The 16,836-nt window shown below is 38.1% G+C and carries 27 protein-coding genes; all 27 read right to left on the bottom strand.

The annotated features are described in order from the left end of the window. Positions 1-32 precede the first annotated feature (32 nt). The 27 genes from infA to fusA all read right to left on the bottom strand — a co-directional run bounded on the left by infA (position 33) and on the right by fusA (position 16,800). The gene (gene infA / locus B9Y54_RS03700) at positions 33-251 is read right to left on the bottom strand and encodes a translation initiation factor IF-1 (RefSeq protein ID WP_034551736.1); all 219 of its coding nucleotides are present in this window, start codon (positions 249-251) and stop codon (positions 33-35) included. Between the two features lie 268 nt (positions 252-519). Then, positions 520-1,173 (bottom strand): adenylate kinase, encoded by a 654-nt coding sequence (locus B9Y54_RS03695; protein WP_085559020.1) that lies wholly within the window; start codon positions 1,171-1,173, stop codon positions 520-522. A 59-nt stretch (positions 1,174-1,232) separates the two neighbouring features. Next, positions 1,233-2,531 carry a preprotein translocase subunit SecY gene (secY, locus tag B9Y54_RS03690; RefSeq protein ID WP_085559019.1) on the bottom strand — a complete coding sequence of 433 codons (1,299 nt, stop codon included), beginning with the start codon at positions 2,529-2,531 and terminating at the stop codon, positions 1,233-1,235. After that, positions 2,531-2,971 carry a 50S ribosomal protein L15 gene (gene rplO, locus B9Y54_RS03685; protein WP_085559018.1) on the bottom strand — a complete coding sequence of 147 codons (441 nt, stop codon included), beginning with the start codon at positions 2,969-2,971 and terminating at the stop codon, positions 2,531-2,533. Before rplO ends, secY begins: the two co-directional genes overlap by 1 nt. A 41-nt stretch (positions 2,972-3,012) precedes the next feature. After that, a complete protein-coding gene (gene rpmD, locus B9Y54_RS03680) occupies positions 3,013-3,192 on the bottom strand; it encodes a 50S ribosomal protein L30 (protein WP_085559017.1) in 180 nt (59 codons plus the stop codon). A gap of 17 nt (positions 3,193-3,209) precedes the next feature. Beyond that, a complete protein-coding gene (gene rpsE, locus B9Y54_RS03675) occupies positions 3,210-3,710 on the bottom strand; it encodes a 30S ribosomal protein S5 (RefSeq protein ID WP_085559016.1) in 501 nt (166 codons plus the stop codon). Between the two features lie 20 nt (positions 3,711-3,730). Beyond that, positions 3,731-4,090, bottom strand: coding sequence for a 50S ribosomal protein L18 (gene rplR, locus B9Y54_RS03670; RefSeq protein WP_085559015.1), 360 nt, complete (start codon positions 4,088-4,090; stop codon positions 3,731-3,733). Positions 4,091-4,143: 53 nt separating this feature from the next. Then, a complete protein-coding gene (gene rplF, locus B9Y54_RS03665) occupies positions 4,144-4,680 on the bottom strand; it encodes a 50S ribosomal protein L6 (RefSeq protein ID WP_085559014.1) in 537 nt (178 codons plus the stop codon). A 31-nt stretch (positions 4,681-4,711) separates the two neighbouring features. After that, complete coding sequence (gene rpsH / locus B9Y54_RS03660; RefSeq protein ID WP_085559013.1) at positions 4,712-5,110, bottom strand: 30S ribosomal protein S8; 399 nt, start codon at positions 5,108-5,110, stop codon at positions 4,712-4,714. A gap of 32 nt (positions 5,111-5,142) precedes the next feature. Next, positions 5,143-5,328: a type Z 30S ribosomal protein S14 gene (locus B9Y54_RS03655; protein WP_085559012.1), complete on the bottom strand. Its 186-nt coding sequence runs from the start codon at positions 5,326-5,328 to the stop codon at positions 5,143-5,145. An 18-nt stretch (positions 5,329-5,346) separates the two neighbouring features. Beyond that, positions 5,347-5,886, bottom strand: coding sequence for a 50S ribosomal protein L5 (rplE, locus tag B9Y54_RS03650; RefSeq protein ID WP_085559011.1), 540 nt, complete (start codon positions 5,884-5,886; stop codon positions 5,347-5,349). Positions 5,887-5,912: 26 nt separating this feature from the next. Then, positions 5,913-6,224 carry a 50S ribosomal protein L24 gene (gene rplX / locus B9Y54_RS03645; RefSeq protein WP_085559010.1) on the bottom strand — a complete coding sequence of 104 codons (312 nt, stop codon included), beginning with the start codon at positions 6,222-6,224 and terminating at the stop codon, positions 5,913-5,915. Between the two features lie 36 nt (positions 6,225-6,260). Continuing rightward, positions 6,261-6,629, bottom strand: a complete 369-nt coding sequence (gene rplN, locus B9Y54_RS03640; RefSeq protein ID WP_085559009.1) for a 50S ribosomal protein L14 — start codon at positions 6,627-6,629, stop codon at positions 6,261-6,263. A 52-nt stretch (positions 6,630-6,681) separates the two neighbouring features. Then, positions 6,682-6,948 carry a 30S ribosomal protein S17 gene (rpsQ, locus tag B9Y54_RS03635; protein ID WP_085559008.1) on the bottom strand — a complete coding sequence of 89 codons (267 nt, stop codon included), beginning with the start codon at positions 6,946-6,948 and terminating at the stop codon, positions 6,682-6,684. Between the two features lie 27 nt (positions 6,949-6,975). Continuing rightward, positions 6,976-7,170: a 50S ribosomal protein L29 gene (rpmC, locus tag B9Y54_RS03630; RefSeq protein ID WP_034551718.1), complete on the bottom strand. Its 195-nt coding sequence runs from the start codon at positions 7,168-7,170 to the stop codon at positions 6,976-6,978. Further along, the gene (gene rplP, locus B9Y54_RS03625; protein ID WP_085559007.1) at positions 7,160-7,594 is read right to left on the bottom strand and encodes a 50S ribosomal protein L16; all 435 of its coding nucleotides are present in this window, start codon (positions 7,592-7,594) and stop codon (positions 7,160-7,162) included. The genes rpmC and rplP overlap by 11 nt, the downstream gene beginning before the upstream one ends. Before the next feature lie 2 nt (positions 7,595-7,596). Next, complete coding sequence (gene rpsC, locus B9Y54_RS03620; RefSeq protein WP_085559006.1) at positions 7,597-8,253, bottom strand: 30S ribosomal protein S3; 657 nt, start codon at positions 8,251-8,253, stop codon at positions 7,597-7,599. Positions 8,254-8,256: 3 nt separating this feature from the next. After that, the gene (gene rplV / locus B9Y54_RS03615) at positions 8,257-8,613 is read right to left on the bottom strand and encodes a 50S ribosomal protein L22 (protein ID WP_085559005.1); all 357 of its coding nucleotides are present in this window, start codon (positions 8,611-8,613) and stop codon (positions 8,257-8,259) included. 20 nt (positions 8,614-8,633) lie between these two features. Continuing rightward, positions 8,634-8,912: a 30S ribosomal protein S19 gene (rpsS, locus tag B9Y54_RS03610; protein WP_085559004.1), complete on the bottom strand. Its 279-nt coding sequence runs from the start codon at positions 8,910-8,912 to the stop codon at positions 8,634-8,636. Between the two features lie 53 nt (positions 8,913-8,965). Beyond that, positions 8,966-9,799, bottom strand: a complete 834-nt coding sequence (gene rplB, locus B9Y54_RS03605; RefSeq protein WP_085559003.1) for a 50S ribosomal protein L2 — start codon at positions 9,797-9,799, stop codon at positions 8,966-8,968. Positions 9,800-9,835: 36 nt separating this feature from the next. Further along, positions 9,836-10,120, bottom strand: a complete 285-nt coding sequence (gene rplW, locus B9Y54_RS03600) for a 50S ribosomal protein L23 (RefSeq protein ID WP_085559002.1) — start codon at positions 10,118-10,120, stop codon at positions 9,836-9,838. Continuing rightward, complete coding sequence (gene rplD, locus B9Y54_RS03595) at positions 10,120-10,743, bottom strand: 50S ribosomal protein L4 (protein ID WP_085559001.1); 624 nt, start codon at positions 10,741-10,743, stop codon at positions 10,120-10,122. Before rplD ends, rplW begins: the two co-directional genes overlap by 1 nt. 25 nt (positions 10,744-10,768) lie before the next feature. Continuing rightward, on the bottom strand, positions 10,769-11,404 hold the full coding sequence (gene rplC / locus B9Y54_RS03590) for a 50S ribosomal protein L3 (protein WP_085559000.1): 636 nt from the start codon (positions 11,402-11,404) through the stop codon (positions 10,769-10,771). Positions 11,405-11,432: 28 nt separating this feature from the next. Next, positions 11,433-11,741 (bottom strand): 30S ribosomal protein S10, encoded by a 309-nt coding sequence (rpsJ, locus tag B9Y54_RS03585; RefSeq protein ID WP_085558999.1) that lies wholly within the window; start codon positions 11,739-11,741, stop codon positions 11,433-11,435. A 409-nt stretch (positions 11,742-12,150) separates the two neighbouring features. Further along, the gene (locus B9Y54_RS03580; protein ID WP_085558998.1) at positions 12,151-13,173 is read right to left on the bottom strand and encodes a branched-chain amino acid aminotransferase; all 1,023 of its coding nucleotides are present in this window, start codon (positions 13,171-13,173) and stop codon (positions 12,151-12,153) included. A gap of 224 nt (positions 13,174-13,397) precedes the next feature. Beyond that, positions 13,398-14,588 (bottom strand): elongation factor Tu, encoded by a 1,191-nt coding sequence (gene tuf, locus B9Y54_RS03575; protein ID WP_085558997.1) that lies wholly within the window; start codon positions 14,586-14,588, stop codon positions 13,398-13,400. Between the two features lie 127 nt (positions 14,589-14,715). Then, the gene (gene fusA / locus B9Y54_RS03570; protein ID WP_085558996.1) at positions 14,716-16,800 is read right to left on the bottom strand and encodes an elongation factor G; all 2,085 of its coding nucleotides are present in this window, start codon (positions 16,798-16,800) and stop codon (positions 14,716-14,718) included. Between the last annotated feature and the right edge of the window lie 36 nt (positions 16,801-16,836).

The following is a 16,836-nucleotide window of genomic DNA, read 5'->3' as shown; positions in this document are numbered from 1 at the left end:
TTATACCTCCTATTTTAATTGACGGAGTACAATTATTTAAAGCGATAAGTAATGCGACCACGGGTTAGATCGTATGGGGACAATTCAACTGTTACTTTGTCTCCAGGCAGAATTCTAATATAGTGCATCCGAATTTTCCCTGAAACATGAGCCAATACAATATGGCCATTTTCAAGTTCAACTTTAAACATTGCATTCGGCAAAGTTTCAACGACTGTTCCTTCTATTTCAATGACATCGTCTTTCGCCACGCCTAGTACCTCCTTAAAAGTGTTTCGCATTTTAAACGCGATAAACAGTGAGCAGCATTAGCCCTCACTTTTCTGTTTCATCTTAACCTATTAATTATATCAAAACATAACAGTATTGAGGAATCAACATCTGGCACATTATACCATAAAATCAATATAGTAACAAGTTTGCTGCAGACTATCGCTATGCTTATTTCTGCTAACCACTTTAATGCGAGATATTGTTCAAAACGTCTCAAAACTAGTCTCAATCAAGTTAGTATTGAGTTTATTCAACATCAGAAATGATTGTTTGAATATCTTTGAACACATCTTGAAAATCATCTTCACCATTTACGGTATGCAAGACATTGCGCTTTGAATAAAAGTCTACAAGAGTATTTGTAGATTCAAGGTTAACATTTATTCGGTTTTCAACGGTTTCAGGTTTATCGTCTTCTCTTTGATAGAATTCATGTTTACCACAACGATCACACGTACCTTCAACCTTTGGCGGGTTGTAGACTTTATGATAAGTTGCACCACATGAACGACAGATAATCCTTCCAGTCAAACGTTCCATTAAAATGTCTTTGTTCACGTTAATGTAAACAACAGCATCTAATTTCTTGTTTAAATCCTTTAAAATTCCTTCCAAAACGTTCGCTTGGTTAAGCGTTCTTGGATAACCATCTAATAAAAAGCCGTCTTTTGTATCTGCTTCAGCTAAACGTTCTTTTACAATCCCGTTTGTCACTTCATCAGGAACTAATTCACCTTTGTCCATAAATGTTTTTGCTTCTATTCCTAAGGCAGTTTCATTTTTGATAGCAGCACGAAACATATCACCGGTTGAAATATGTGGCACATGGTATGTGTCGACAATTTTCTCAGCTTGTGTTCCTTTTCCTGCACCAGGAAGACCTACTAAAATGAGATTCATCATTTTCCCTCCTACTAATGTAAGAATTGGTGTTGAGGATAATCCCCAACACGTTCTTCTTATTGTATAAAGCCTTGGTAACTTCTTTTAATCATTTGACCTTCTAATTGTCTAACTGAATCTAAAGCAACACCAACTACAATTAATAGACTGGTTCCACCTAGCGCTAGAGAAGAAGGTAAATCCCATAAATTGGAAGCGATAATCGGCAGCAATGCGATTACTCCTAGGTAAATAGCACCCACTGTACTCAAGTTCGTTAACGTTCTTGAGATAAAGTTTTGTGTTGGTTTACCAGGACGCACGCTTGGAATATAACCACCTTGTTTTTGTAAGTTTTCAGCTACTTTTTCTGGATTCACTTGAATGAATGCATAGAAGTAAGTGAATAGCACAATCAACAATGTATACAAAGCTGCACCAATTGGTTCTTCCAAGTTAAAAACTGTGTTTAAAACGTTAAACCACGAGGCATCAATATTGCTCTGTGTAAGAAACCCTAATAATGTTTGTGGTGTTGTAATAAACGAACTTGCAAAGATAACCGGAATAACTCCAGCCGAGTTAACTTTTAAAGGCAAAAACGAACTTTGGTTGCTACCAGTTGCTCGTTTTGAGTACTGTATAGGAATTTTACGTTTAGCATTTTCAATATAAATAACGATAATTACAACTGCAGCAATGGCAATCAATAAAGCTACTGTAAACAAAATGGCTACTGTAAGTTCATCCCCTGCATTGCGGATTTGAGTATTGTAATATGTTACAACGTCTGATGGTATTTTTGCAATAATCCCTGAAAAGATGATCATTGATGTTCCATTACCAAAACCTTTAACCGTAATTTGTTCACCCATCCACATAACCAACATTGTTCCAGCGGTAAGGATAAGTGCAATAGAAAGATAAGTAGATACACTCGGATCTTTAATCAATCCCGTACCTGTTAAAGCATTAAACCCAAAAGAGATACCAATCGCTTGAACAAAAGCTAAACCGATTGTGACATATCTCGTTACTTGATTTAATTTTCTACGTCCTACCTCACCTTGTTTTGCCCATTCCACAAACTTAGGAATAATATCCATTTGTAGTAGTTGAATAACGATCGAAGCCGTAATATATGGAGAAACACCTAATGCAAAAATAGAATAGCTGCTTAGCGCTCCACCACCAAAGGTATTTAATAAACTGAAAAGGCCGTTTGACGAATCAGCAAGTCCTTTTAAAGCTGACGCATCTACGCCAGGAACCGTTAAATGAGTTCCTATGCGAAAGATAACTAAAATACCAAGAGTAAATAGAATTTTTTTCCTAATGTCCTTTGCTTGAAAAGCATCCTTCAATAGTGTGAACATTAAATCACCTCGATTGAACCACCAGCAGCTTCGATAGCTTCTTTAGCTGCTTGAGAGAATTTGCTTGCCTTAACGGTTAGTTTACGTTCAACTTGGCCGTTACCCAAAACTTTAATCCCAGATTTTTCAGCTTTAATGATACCAGATTCGACCAACATTGCTGGTGTTACTTCTGTACCATCTTCAAAACGGTTTAATGTTTCAAGGTTGACAATTGCATATTCTTTGCGGTTGATGTTCGTAAATCCACGTTTTGGTAAACGACGGAACAATGGTGTTTGTCCACCTTCGAATCCTAGACGTACGCCACCACCTGAACGTGAGTTTTGTCCTTTTTGACCACGACCTGAAGTTTTACCATTGCCTGATGAAGATCCACGACCAACGCGATTGCGTTCTTTACGAGAACCTTCGGCAGATTTTAATTCATGAAGTTTCATATAGATTGGGCACCTCCTTCAATAAAAGATTTCGTTCTTTTTTAGACTTCTTTAACGTCCACTAAATGTGAAATTGTTTTTACCATACCAATGATAGCTTCATTAGCAGGCTTTACTACAGAACTATTGGTTTTTCTCAAACCTAAAGCTTTTACTGTATCACGTTGGTTTTGAGGACGTCCGATAACGCTACGTTTTAAAGTGATTTCTAAATTAGCCATTTCTTATTGTCCTCCTTTTATCCTAGAATTTCTTCTACAGATTTATTACGAAGTCTTGCAACTTCTTCAACGCGTTTTAATTGCATTAAACCATCAACTGTTGCACGAACCATATTAATTGGTGTGCTTGAGCCTAAAGATTTACTTGTAATGTCTGATACTCCAGCAAGTTCTAAGATTGCACGGACAGGTCCGCCAGCAGATACTCCAGAACCTTCTTTAGCAGGTTTCATTAAAATGTTACCGCCACTGTAGCGTCCGATAACTTGATGAGGAATCGTAGTGTCTACCATAGGCACTTGAATAAGATTTTTTTTAGCGTCTTCAATTGCCTTACGGATAGCTTCTGGAACTTCTTGAGCTTTACCAGTACCGAAACCTACGTGTCCGTTTTTATCTCCTACAACAACTAATGCAGCAAAGCGTAGACGACGTCCACCTTTTACAACTTTAGTTACGCGGTTGATAGAAACAACGCGATCTTCTAAGTCCAATTGTGTTGGATCGATGTAAACCATGTGTGGTATTCCTCCTTTTTTTAAAATTCTAGTCCATTTTCGCGAGCAGCTTCAGCTAAAGCTTGCACACGGCCATGGTAAAGGTATCCACCACGGTCAAAGACTACTTTTTTAATTCCTTTTTCAACGGCTGATTTAGCTATTGTTTCCCCAACAACTGTCGCTTGGTTCACTTTAGTTTCGCCTGATATGTCTTTATTGTCGAATGAAGATGCGCTTGCTAGCGTTACACCCGCTACGTCATCAATTAATTGAGCGTAGATATTTTTATTAGAACGAAAAACGTTTAAACGTGGGCACTCTGCAGTACCAGAAATTTTTGAACGTACACGTGAATGTCTCTTCAAACGTACTTTGTTTTTGTCTGGTTTATTAATCACAATTGTCACCTCTTTTTCTTTTTTGTTAGTTTTAAGCAGCTAAGTAATAAGAATTACTTACCTGTTTTACCTTCTTTGCGACGTACGACTTCGCCAACATAACGAATTCCTTTGCCTTTGTAAGGTTCTGGTGGACGGATAGCGCGAATATTCGCAGCTAATTCGCCAACGCGTTCTTTATTTGATCCTTTAATGATAACTTTAGTATTTGCAGGAACTTCAACAGTAATTCCTTCTTCAATATCGAATTCTACAGGATGAGAGTAACCAACGTTCATTACAAGTTTGTTGCCTTGCAATTGCGCACGGTACCCTACACCAATTAATTCTAAAACTTTTTCAAAACCTACAGTTACACCAACAATCATGTTGTTTAGGTTAGCACGCATTGTTCCGTGCATCGCACGATTTTCTTTTAAGTCGTTAGGACGTGAAAAAGAAATCTCGTTACCATCTACAGTCATTGTAATAACAGGGCTGAAAGAGCGAGTCAACTCACCTTTTGGTCCTTTAACGGTAACTTCGTTCTCATTACGAGTAACAGTTACGTTTTCAGGGACAGTGATTGTTTTATTACCGATACGGCTCACAGCTGTGCACCTCCTTGTTTATTTATCTATATTACCAAATGTAAGCTAAGATTTCTCCGCCAACATTTTTAGATCTAGCTTCTTTATCTGTGAATACACCTTCAGAAGTTGATACGATTGCAATACCTAGTCCGTTAAGAACTTTAGGCACTTCACCAGATTTAGCGTAAACACGCAAACCAGGTTTAGAAATACGTTTCAATCCAGTGATAACACGTTCGTTGTTTTTTCCGTATTTTAAGAAAACGCGGATAACACCTTGTTTGTCATCTTCCATATATTCAACATTTTTAATAAAACCTTCACGTTTTAAAATTTCAGCAATGTCTTTTTTGATTTTTGAAGCAGGCAATTCTAATGATTCGTGACGTGCCATGTTGGCATTACGAATGCGAGTTAGAAAATCTGCGATTGGATCTGTCATGACCATTTGTTTTTAGCCTCCTTTATGCAAGTATCGTCTTACCAGCTTGCTTTCTTCACGCCGGGAATTTGTCCTTTATAGGCAAGTTCGCGGAAGCAAATACGGCAAAGTCTAAATTTACGATAAACTGAGTGTGGACGTCCACAACGTTCGCAACGGGTGTACTCTTGAGTTGAGTGTCTTGCAGGACGTTTGTTCTTAGCAATCATTGATTTTTTAGCCACGTAGTTCGCCTCCTTTTTCTATTTTTGGAATGGCATTCCAAGTTGTGTTAAAAGTTCGCGTGATTCTTCATCTGTTTTAGCAGTTGTTACAATAACAATATCCATTCCTCGAACTTTGTCTACTTTGTCGTAGTCAACTTCTAAGAAAATTAATTGTTCTTTAACTCCTAAAGTGTAGTTCCCACGTCCGTCGAAAGCTTTTTTGCTTACGCCGTGGAAGTCACGTACACGAGGAAGAGAAACAGTAACTAATTTGTCTAAGAAATCATACATTCTTTCTCCACGTAAAGTAACTTTAGTACCAATTGGCATACCTTCACGTAAACGGAAAGCAGCGATTGATTTTTTAGCCTTAGTAATCATTGGTTTTTGTCCAGAAATAGCGGTTAATTCTTCAACAGCTTTATCTAGGTTTTTAGCGTTTGATACGGCATCACCGACACCCATGTTAATAATAATTTTGTCAACTTTTGGAGTTTCCATAATTGATTTGTAATCAAATTTTTCCATCATAGATGGTGTAATTTCATTCGTATATTTTTCTTTAAGGCGGTTCATTCGGATTGTCCCTCCTTCCTTATAGTTTATTTATCTAAAACTTCACCAGTTTTTTTAGAAATACGTACTTTTTTACCATCTTCAACTTTATAACCAACACGTGTTGGTTCGCCTGTTGAAGCGTCGATTAGCATAACGTTTGAAACGTGAACTGGAGCTTCCATTTCAATAATGCCACCTTGTGGGTTCAATTGACTAGGTTTTTGGTGTTTTTTCACCATGTTAATTGATTCAACAATTACTTGATCTTTTTTAGGGAAAGCTTTTAAAATAATGCCTTCTTTTCCTTTATCTTTACCAGTAATCACTTTAACTTTATCGCCTGATTTGATGTACATGTTTTCTTGCACCTCCTTATAGTGGATGGTTGGATATTATAAAACTTCTGGTGCTAACGAAATGATTTTCATGAAATTGTTCTCACGTAGTTCACGTGCAACAGGTCCAAAGATACGTGTTCCACGCGGACTTTTATCGTCACGAATGATTACACAAGCATTTTCGTCAAATTTGATGTAAGAACCATCTGCACGACGAGCGCCAGTTTTGGTACGAACAATAACAGCTTTAACAACTTCACCTTTTTTGACAACGCCGCCTGGTGTAGCGTTCTTCACACTACAAACGATTACGTCACCAATATTAGCTACTTTACGGCCTGAACCGCCAAGTACTTTAATAGCTAGCACTTCACGTGCTCCTGAATTATCTGCAACTTTTAGACGGGATTCTGATTGGATCACAATAGTATCCTCCTTTCGGATTTAAAAATTGACTTCTTATCTTTAAAGTCAATTAGATAATAACTGATTCTTGTACCACTTCTAATAAACGGAAATGTTTAGTAGCAGATAATGGACGAGTTTCCATAATTTTTACGATATCGCCAATTTTGGCTACATTGTTTTCATCATGTGCTTTATATTTTTTAGAGTATTTAACACGTTTACCATATTTACTATGTCTTTTTTGAGTTTCTGTTACGACAACAATTGTCTTATCCATTTTATCTGAAAGAACACGGCCCTGATAAACTTTACGTTGATTACGTTCTTCATTCATTGCTTGGTAACCTCCTTTGCTAGTCAACTATTTTTGTAACTCAGCTTGACGTAACGCAGTTTTAATGCGTGCAATCGATTTGCGAACTTCACTTAAACGAGAAGTGTTTTCTAATTGGCCTGTTGCTAATTGGAATCGCAAGTTGAACAGTTCAGATTTATATTCTTTCTCTTTTTCAACCATTTCAGCAGTGGATAACTCTTTAAGTTCATTAGCCTTCATTCGATTCACCACCAATTTCTGTACGTTTTACAATTTTCGTTTTTACGGGTAATTTGTGAGAAGCTAAACGTAATGCTTCACGAGCTACTTCTTCAGATACGCCACCAACTTCAAACATGATTTTTCCACGTTTAACTGGTGCTACCCATCCTTCAGGAGCTCCTTTACCGGAACCCATACGTACTCCGATTGCTTTAGACGTGTATGATTTATGAGGGAAAATTTTAATCCATACTTTCCCACCACGTTTCATATAACGTGTCATTGCTATACGTGCTGCTTCAATCTGGCGGTTAGTAATCCATTGTGAATCGATAGCTTGTAAGCCGTATTCTCCAAAAGAAACTTCTTTTCCACCCTTAGCTTCGCCACGCATTTTACCTCTAAATTCACGACGGAATTTCACGCGTTTAGGTACTAACATGATTATTTCCCTCCTTTCTCAGCGTTCTTTTTTGTTGGAAGAATTTCTCCACGATAAATCCAGACTTTAACGCCCAATTTACCATAAGTAGTATCTGCTTCTTCCCATGCGTAGTCGATATCGGCACGCAATGTGTGTAATGGAACTGATCCTTCAGAGTGAGTTTCGCTACGAGCGATATCTGCACCGTTTAAACGACCTGAAACCATTGTTTTAATTCCTTTAGCGCCAGAACGCATTGTGCGTTGGATTGCTTGTTTTTGAGCACGACGGAAAGCAACACGGCTTTCTAGTTGAGTAGTAATACCTTCTGCAACTAATTTAGCATCTAAATCAGGATTTTTAATTTCCACGATGTTGATGTGGACACGTTTGCCTGTAAGCTCGTTTAATTTTTTGCGTAGAGAATCAACTTCTGAACCACCTTTACCGATAACCATGCCCGGTTTAGCAGTATGAAGTGAAACATTTACACGATTAGCAGCGCGTTCTATTTCAATTTGAGAAATTGAAGCGTCACTAAGTTTTTTAGCAATGTATTCACGGATACGTAGATCTTCATGTAAATAGTTAGCATATTCTTTTTCTGCATACCATTTAGCATCCCAATCACGAATTATGCCTATACGTAAGCCCGTTGGATTAATTTTTTGACCCACAGATTATCCCTCCTTTTTCTCTGATACCACTACTGTAATATGGCTTGTACGCTTCAAGATTGGTGCTGCTGAACCTTTTGCACGAGGGCGGAAACGTTTCATCGTTGCGCCTTCGTTAACGTAAGCTTCGCTAACTACCAAGTTTTCTACATCTAAATCGTAGTTGTGTTCTGCATTCGCTATAGCTGACATTAGCACTTTTTCAACTACTGGTGATGCCCCGCGTGGAGTGAATTTCAAAATCGAAATAGCTTCTCCAACACTTTTTCCTCTAATAAGATCGACAACTAGACGAACTTTACGAGGTGCAATACGAACAGTTTTTGCTGTAGCTGTAGCTTCTGTAATTTGTTCTTGCATGAGTATACCTCCCCTCGATATTAACGTCTAGTTCTTTTATCATCCGCAGCGTGACCGCGGTATGTTCTTGTTGGTGCGAATTCGCCTAATTTGTGTCCGACCATGTCTTCTTGTACATAAACAGGAACATGCTTGCGTCCATCATAGACAGCAATTGTGTATCCTACGAAACTCGGGAAAATTGTTGAACGACGAGACCAAGTTTTAACAACTGATTTCTTTTCGCTTTTAGCTAATGCGTCCATTTTTTTCATCAAGTGATCATCTACAAAAGGTCCTTTTTTAAGACTACGACCCATGTTTGGACCTCCTTTCCGCTAGTAGTAAACCAGCTTACGCTGATTTACTCAAATTATTTTTTCTTGCGTCTACGTACAATGAATTTATCTGATTGAGCTTTTTTGTTACGAGTTTTCAATCCAAGAGCAGGCTTGCCCCATGGAGTCATTGGACCGGCATGTCCGATTGGAGCTTTACCTTCACCACCACCGTGTGGGTGATCATTCGGGTTCATTACTGATCCACGAACAGTTGAGCGTTTACCTAACCAACGTGAACGTCCAGCTTTACCAATATTAATTAATTCGTGTTGCTCATTACCAACTGAACCAATCGTTGCGCGACAAGTTGATAAGATCATACGAACTTCGCCTGAGTTTAAACGAACCAACACGTATTTGCCTTCTTTACCTAACACTTGTGCGTTAGTTCCAGCTGAACGTACTAATTGTCCACCTTTTCCAGGTTTTAACTCAATGTTGTGAATAACAGTACCAACAGGAATATTTGCTAAAGGCAACGCATTACCAATTTTGATATCTGCTTCTTCTCCAGAATATAGGTGTTGTCCAACTTCTATTCCTTTTGGTGCAATGATATACGTCTTAATTCCATCTGTGTATTGCACTAATGCAATGTTTGCAGAACGGTTTGGATCGTATTCGATTGTTTTAACAATTCCCATGACATTGTCTTTGTTACGTTTAAAGTCGATCACACGGTAATTGCGTTTATGGCCACCACCGCGGTGACGGACAGTAATTTTACCATCGTTATTACGACCAGCGTTTCTCTTTTTCGGCTCCAACAAAGTCTTTTCAGGTGTTGTTGAAGTGATCTCAGCGAAATCTGAACCAGTCATATTACGACGACCGTTTGTAGTAGGTTTATACTTTCTAATCGCCACGTGTTTTCCCTCCTGAATATTATTTTAAAGCTTTACTTACGCTTCAAAAAATTGGATTTCTTTAGAATCAGCTGTTAATGATACAATTGCTTTACGACGTTTTTTTGTGTAACCAGCAAATTTACCTTGACGCTTTAACTTTCCGCGTACGTTCATAATATTTACTTTTCTAACTTTAACGTCAAAAATCTCTTCAACTGCTTTTTTTACTTCTGTTTTGCTAGCGCGGACATCTACTTCAAAAGTAAATTTCTTGTCCTCTTGAGCTACCATTGAAGCTTCAGTGATAACCGGGCGCTTGATTACGTCTTGTGCATCCATTATTGAAGAACCTCCTCTACCTTAGTAAGAGCAGTTTGTGTCAAAATCATTTTGTTATGAGATACAACATCCAATACACTAATGTTGTCAGTTGCTACTACTGTAACACCTGGAAGATTACGTGCTGATAACATTGTAAAATCATTACCGTCTTCAACAACTACTAATACTTTTGTATCAACGTTTAGATTTTTTAACACTTGTGCAAACTCTTTAGTTTTTGGTGCATCAAAGTTCAACGCGTCAACAATGATTAAATCTTGATCAATTACTTTAGTAGAAAGAACAGATTTAATTGCTAAACGACGAACTTTTTTAGGAAGTTTGTAGCTGTATGAACGTGGAGTCGGTCCGAAGACAATTCCACCACCACGCCAGATAGGAGATCTAGTTGACCCTGCACGGGCACGACCAGTTCCTTTTTGACGCCATGGTTTACGTCCACCACCGGAGACTGCGCTACGGTTTTTAACTGCATGATTCCCTTGTCTTAATGAAGCACGTTGCATGATGATTGCATCAAACACAACGTTTTCGTTTGGTTCGATACCGAAGATAGCGTCGTTTAAAGTAACTTCACCATTTTGAGTACCATCTTGTTTGTATAATGCTAATTTTGGCATTCCTTGTTCCTCCTCTCTTAGTTAATTATTTAGCTACTTTTTCAAAAGCAGATTTAATTTGGATTAAGGATTTTTTAGCTCCTGGCACATTACCTTTAATAAGGATAACATTTTTCTCTAGATCTACACGTACAACTTCAAGGTTTTGAATTGTTATACGGTTTCCGCCCATACGTCCAGGTAATAATGTTTGTTTAAATACGCGCGCTGCGTTAGCGTCACCCAATGAACCAGGACGACGGTGGTGACGGGATCCGTGAGACATTGGTCCACGACTATGTCCGTGACGTTTGATAACACCTTGGAATCCTTTACCTTTTGTTGTCCCCGTAACGTTAACGATGTCTCCAGCTTTGAAACTATCAACACGAATTTCTTTACCCACTTCGTATTCACTAAGCTCAACATCGTCAAATTCACGAATGAAGCGCTTAGGAGCAGTATTTGCTTTTGCTACATGTCCTTTTGCAGGTTTGTTTGATAATACTTCGCGTTTGTCTTGGTAACCCAATTGAATTGCTTCGTATCCATCATTTTCCATTGTTTTAACTTGTAAAACAACGTTTGGTGTTGCTTCGATAACTGTTACAGGGATTAATTCGCCTGATTCAGTAAACACTTGTGTCATCCCTACTTTTTTGCCTAAGATTCCTTTGGTCATGAGTACACCTCCATTTTTTTAATTTTTATTAAAGTTTAATTTCGATATCTACGCCTGACGGTAGATCAAGTTTTGTTAACGCGTCAACAGTTTTAGGTGTTGGATTGATAACATCAATCACACGTTTATGTGTAAGCATTTCAAATTGCTCACGAGAATCTTTATATTTATGAGTCGCACGAATCACGGTATAAAGACTTCTTTCTGTCGGTAATGGAATTGGACCAGACACGCTAGCACCAGTTCTTTTTGCTGTTTCTACAATCTTCTCCGCTGCTTGGTCTAAAATGCGATGTTCATACGCTTTTAAACGAATACGAATTTTTTGTTTTGCCATCATTTTCCCTCCTTCGCCTAGTCTTAGAAATTAGACTTTGCTCCACGAAAATTTTCCGATGCACTCGCCGTGGCAAAGCGGCCGGGTGTGTCGCAACTTCTCGTTTCATAGCCGTTGGTTTTCTTTCGAAATACCCAGTACGATTTATCCGATAAAATCTGCACCTGTCCAATTATACAAGATGTATCTTTATCTTTCAAGACTTTTTTAATTATTTTTCTATTTTTTTTGATGTTCTGCCAAAACATCTTATTATCTGTAACATTCTATACTATAGAAGAAGTTTTTTCTCCCAAATATAAAAGGCCACGATAAGATTTTGCCAACGCCTCTTATCGTAACTCACAATACTTTATTTGTCTACTTAAACAATCTTATTTTTCTTATTTTTTTACTAAGCACGAAATCTTTAAACTTTTATAATCCAGCCTTCTGGTGCTATAACATCACCATATTGAATACCGGTTAATTCATTATATAATTTTTTTATAATTGGTCCAGTTTCTGTTTCGCTATAAAACGTATGGAAATCATCTTTATATTGTATTCCACCGATAGGCGTTATCACTGCTGCGGTCCCACAAGCTCCTGCTTCTGTAAATCGATCTAATTGATTAACGAAGACATCTTCTTCTCTTGCTTCTAATCCTAGCCGTTTCTCGGCTAGATACAATAAAGAATACTTCGTAATACTTGGTAAAATTGAAGGAGATAACGGTGTGATAAATTGGTTATCTTTTGTAATACCAAAAAAATTAGCAGCTCCTACTTCTTCTATCTTAGTGTGAGTAATTGGATCAAGATAAATAGCATCACTAAAGTTTCTTTCACGCGCTAGACTTCCTGGAAGTAAACTTCCACCATAATTTCCGCCAACTTTAGCTGCCCCCGTGCCATTTCCGGCAGCACGATCGTATTCCGAAACTAAAAAATTTGTTGGAACCAATCCTTCTTTGAAATAAGCTCCTACTGGCATACAAAAGATTGAAAATAAGTAACCTTCCGCAGGTTTGACACCGATATTATCACCGATTCCAATCATATAAGGTCTAATGTATAATGAACCGCCAGTGCCATATGGCGGAATATATTCTTCATTTGCTTTTACAACTTTTTTTATTGCTTCAACAAAAACATCTGTTAAAATTACAGGCATCAACAGTCTTCTACAACTACGCTGCATCCGTTTTGCGTTTTCTTCTGGACGAAACAAATTAATACTGCCATCTTTTGCTCGGTAAGCTTTCATCCCTTCAAAAACTGTTTGACCATAATGCAATGCTGTTGAACCTTCACTTATGTGCACCGTATTATCTTCGGTCAGAGTTCCTCCATCCCATTCTCCTTTTCCCCAATATGAAATGTAGCGATAGTCTGTTTTAATGTAATTAAATCCTAAGTTAGCCCAGTCTAATTCTATAGATTTTTTCATTTTATATTCTCCTCATCTTCTGATAAATTTTAGTATAACATGTTTGCAAAAAATATCATTTAATTTTATTTATCATTTTTTATTATCTACTATTCATCTATGTAGCTGATTTATTAAGTTAAAATTAGACATAAAAAGACCGCATCAGATTCGATGCGGTCTTTTTTCATATGATCACGCTTTGCCTTTTGACAAAGTCCCTTATTACTGTAAAAAATAATTAATTATTTTTCGATTGATGCTACAACGCCGGCTCCAACAGTACGTCCACCTTCACGAATAGTGAATTTAGTACCTGGATCAATAGCGATAGGAGCAATCAAGTCAACAGAAATTGTAACGTTGTCTCCTGGCATAACCATTTCAGTACCTTCTGGTAACTCAACAACACCAGTTACGTCAGTTGTACGGAAGTAAAATTGTGGGCGGTAGTTTGCGAAAAATGGAGTATGACGTCCACCCTCTTCTTTAGATAAGATATAAACTTCACCTGTAAATTTTGTATGTGGAGTAATTGAGCCTGGTTTAGCTAATACTTGTCCACGTTGGATATCTTCACGTGCAACTCCACGTAATAATGCACCAATGTTATCTCCTGCTTGAGCAAAATCTAACAATTTACGGAACATTTCAACTCCGGTTACAGTTGATTTAGTAGTTGCTTCGTGGATTCCGATGATTTCGATTTCTTCACCGACTTTGATTTGTCCAGTTTCTACACGACCTGTAGCAACTGTTCCACGTCCAGTAATTGAGAATACGTCCTCAACTGGCATCATGAATGGTTTTTCAGTATCACGAACTGGTGTTGGGATGTAAGAATCTACAGCTGCCATCAAGTCCATGATTTTATCTTCGTACTCTGCAACGCCTTCTAATGCTTTAAGAGCTGAACCAGCAATAACTGGAGTGTCGTCTCCTGGGAAATCGTAGTCTGATAATAAGTCACGAACTTCCATTTCAACTAATTCTAGTAATTCTTCGTCATCAACCATATCTACTTTGTTTAAGAAAACAACGATGTATGGAACACCAACTTGGCGAGACAATAGAATGTGTTCACGTGTTTGAGGCATAGGGCCATCAGCAGCAGATACCACTAAGATAGCTCCATCCATTTGTGCAGCACCAGTGATCATGTTTTTAACATAGTCAGCATGGCCTGGGCAGTCTACGTGAGCGTAGTGACGATCTGCAGTCTCATATTCAACGTGAGACGTTGAAATTGTGATTCCACGTTCGCGCTCTTCTGGAGCACCATCAATAGAAGCGTAGTCTGTAGCAGTACTTTTGAATCCTTTTTTAGCTAATACAGTTGTAATAGCAGCTGTTAAAGTTGTTTTACCATGGTCGACGTGTCCGATAGTTCCAACGTTAACGTGTGGTTTTGAGCGATCATATTTTTCTTTTGCCATTTTAGTAATTTCCTCCTCGAATTGAGTTTTAATTTTTTGATGAATAAAATTGAATTTATCTCATCAGTCGTAAAAAGTATACCTAGTATTCCTAATAAAAGCAATACTTAACAATCGATAAAGAAGCTTACGCTTCTCCACCATTTTTCTTGATAATTTCTTCAGAAATAGATTTAGGAACATCTTCGTAATGATCAAATGTCATAGAGAAAGTTCCGCGACCTTGTGTTGAAGAACGTAAAGAAGTAGCATAGCCAAACATCTCAGCCAAAGGAATTGTTCCTTTAACAATTGTTGTGTTTCCACGTGCTTCAGAACCTTCGATACGTCCGCGACGTGCAGAAATATGTCCCATTACATCCCCTAAATATTCTTCAGGAACTGTAATTTCAACAGCCATCATTGGTTCTAGAATTACTGGGCTTGCTTTTTTAGAAGCGTTCTTAAGTGCCATTGATGCAGCAACTTTAAAGGCTGTCTCATTTGAGTCAACGTCATGGTATGAACCATCATAAAGTTTTGCTTTGATATCGACTAATGGATACCCAGCAAGAACACCGTTATCTAATGAAGCTTCTAATCCTGCTTTAACTGCTGGGATGTACTCACGAGGAACCACACCACCAACGATTGCATCTTCAAACTCAAAACCTTTTCCTTCATCATTTGGTGAGAATTCAATCCATACGTGACCGTATTGACCTTTACCACCAGATTGGCGAACGAATTTACCCTCGGCTTTAGTAGAACCACGGAATGTCTCACGATAAGAAACTTGTGGAGCACCAACAGTAGCGTCAACGTTAAATTCACGTCTCATACGGTCTACAATGATATCCAAGTGTAACTCACCCATACCAGCAATAATTGTTTCGCCAGTTTCGTGGTCAGTTTCAGCGCGGAAAGTTGGATCTTCTTCAGCAAGTTTTTGTAACGCAACACCCATTTTATCTTGATCAGCTTTAGATCTAGGTTCGATAGCTACTTGAATAACGGGTTCTGGGAACTCCATTGACTCTAAGATAACTTGATCTTTTTCATCACATAAAGTGTCACCAGTTGTTGTATTTTTCAATCCAACAGCTGCAGCGATATCGCCAGCAAACACTTCAGGAATTTCGCTACGTGAGTTAGCGTGCATCTGTAAGATACGGCCAACACGTTCACGTTTACCTTTAGATGAGTTTTGAACATATGAACCAGCTTGTAAAGTACCTGAGTATACGCGGAAGAAAGTCAAACGTCCAACAAATGGATCTGTCATAACTTTAAACGCAAGAGCTGAGAAAGGCTCGCTGTCATCTGCATGACGTAAAACACGCTCTTCATCTCCAACAAGTACACCTTCAATAGCTTCAACATCAAGTGGTGATGGTAGGTAATCAATAACTGCATCAAGCATTAATTGAACACCCTTATTTTTAAATGCTGATCCACAAAGTACTGGATAAAAATCAACTTTTATCGTTGCAACGCGAATAGCTTTTTTCAATTCTTCTTGAGAAATTTCTTCCCCATCAAGGTATCTTTCCATCAAGTCTTCGTCAGTTTCAGCAACCGCTTCAACTAATTTCAAACGCCATTCTTCAGCTAATTCTAGATATTCAGCAGGAATTTCTTCCTCACGAATATTAATCCCTAAATCATCTTCATAGATTTCAGCCTTCATTTTCACTAAATCAATGATCCCTGTGAAGTTATCTTCAGCACCAATGGGTAATTGGATTGGATGAGCGTTAGCTTGTAAACGGTCATGAATCGTTCCTACAGAATATAAGAAGTCAGCTCCAGTTTTATCCATTTTATTAATGAAAACAATACGAGGTACACCGTAAGTTGTTGCTTGACGCCAAACTGTTTCAGTTTGAGGTTCAACACCTGATTGAGCATCTAGTAAAGCAACAGCACCATCTAATACGCGAAGAGAACGTTCAACTTCAACAGTGAAGTCAACGTGACCTGGAGTATCAATAATGTTTACACGGTGACCTTTCCAAGCTGCAGTTGTAGCTGCAGAAGTAATTGTAATACCACGTTCTTGTTCTTGTGCCATCCAGTCCATTTGTGAAGCCCCTTCATGGGTTTCACCAATCTTATGGATACGGCCAGTATAATAAAGGACACGCTCAGTCGTTGTTGTTTTACCAGCATCGATATGGGCCATGATTCCAATATTACGGGTATTTTCTAGAGTAAACTCTCTTTTTGCCATTTTGCACTAACACCCCTTTTTCTTTTAGATTTTTAT

It is taken from the genome of Carnobacterium iners, from assembly GCF_900177385.1.
GTDB lineage: Bacteria > Bacillota > Bacilli > Lactobacillales > Carnobacteriaceae > Carnobacterium_A > Carnobacterium_A iners.
Note: the sequence above shows the minus strand (reverse complement) of the source record. Positions and strands in the feature narration are given on the sequence as shown.

What these genes read in the sequence shown, in the direction of transcription:
- tuf (WP_085558997.1), bottom strand. Translation starts at nt 14,588, where the DNA reads ATGGCAAAAGAAAAATATGATCGCTCAAAACCACACGTTAACGTTGGA.
- rplE (WP_085559011.1), bottom strand. Translation starts at nt 5,886, where the DNA reads ATGAACCGCCTTAAAGAAAAATATACGAATGAAATTACACCATCTATG.
- rpsE (WP_085559016.1), bottom strand. Translation starts at nt 3,710, where the DNA reads ATGGTTTACATCGATCCAACACAATTGGACTTAGAAGATCGCGTTGTT.
- rplV (WP_085559005.1), bottom strand. Translation starts at nt 8,613, where the DNA reads ATGCAAGAACAAATTACAGAAGCTACAGCTACAGCAAAAACTGTTCGT.
- B9Y54_RS03695 (WP_085559020.1), bottom strand. Translation starts at nt 1,173, where the DNA reads ATGAATCTCATTTTAGTAGGTCTTCCTGGTGCAGGAAAAGGAACACAA.
- rplP (WP_085559007.1), bottom strand. Translation starts at nt 7,594, where the DNA reads ATGTTAGTACCTAAACGCGTGAAATTCCGTCGTGAATTTAGAGGTAAA.
- rpsQ (WP_085559008.1), bottom strand. Translation starts at nt 6,948, where the DNA reads ATGAATGAAGAACGTAATCAACGTAAAGTTTATCAGGGCCGTGTTCTT.
- B9Y54_RS03580 (WP_085558998.1), bottom strand. Translation starts at nt 13,173, where the DNA reads ATGAAAAAATCTATAGAATTAGACTGGGCTAACTTAGGATTTAATTAC.
- rplO (WP_085559018.1), bottom strand. Translation starts at nt 2,971, where the DNA reads ATGAAACTTCATGAATTAAAATCTGCCGAAGGTTCTCGTAAAGAACGC.
- rpmC (WP_034551718.1), bottom strand. Translation starts at nt 7,170, where the DNA reads ATGAAGGCTAATGAACTTAAAGAGTTATCCACTGCTGAAATGGTTGAA.
- rplC (WP_085559000.1), bottom strand. Translation starts at nt 11,404, where the DNA reads ATGACCAAAGGAATCTTAGGCAAAAAAGTAGGGATGACACAAGTGTTT.
- rpsJ (WP_085558999.1), bottom strand. Translation starts at nt 11,741, where the DNA reads ATGGCAAAACAAAAAATTCGTATTCGTTTAAAAGCGTATGAACATCGC.
- rpmD (WP_085559017.1), bottom strand. Translation starts at nt 3,192, where the DNA reads ATGGCTAATTTAGAAATCACTTTAAAACGTAGCGTTATCGGACGTCCT.
- rplW (WP_085559002.1), bottom strand. Translation starts at nt 10,120, where the DNA reads ATGGATGCACAAGACGTAATCAAGCGCCCGGTTATCACTGAAGCTTCA.
- rpsS (WP_085559004.1), bottom strand. Translation starts at nt 8,912, where the DNA reads ATGGGTCGTAGTCTTAAAAAAGGACCTTTTGTAGATGATCACTTGATG.
- rplX (WP_085559010.1), bottom strand. Translation starts at nt 6,224, where the DNA reads ATGTACATCAAATCAGGCGATAAAGTTAAAGTGATTACTGGTAAAGAT.
- fusA (WP_085558996.1), bottom strand. Translation starts at nt 16,800, where the DNA reads ATGGCAAAAAGAGAGTTTACTCTAGAAAATACCCGTAATATTGGAATC.
- rpsH (WP_085559013.1), bottom strand. Translation starts at nt 5,110, where the DNA reads ATGGTCATGACAGATCCAATCGCAGATTTTCTAACTCGCATTCGTAAT.
- rplD (WP_085559001.1), bottom strand. Translation starts at nt 10,743, where the DNA reads ATGCCAAAATTAGCATTATACAAACAAGATGGTACTCAAAATGGTGAA.
- secY (WP_085559019.1), bottom strand. Translation starts at nt 2,531, where the DNA reads ATGTTCACACTATTGAAGGATGCTTTTCAAGCAAAGGACATTAGGAAA.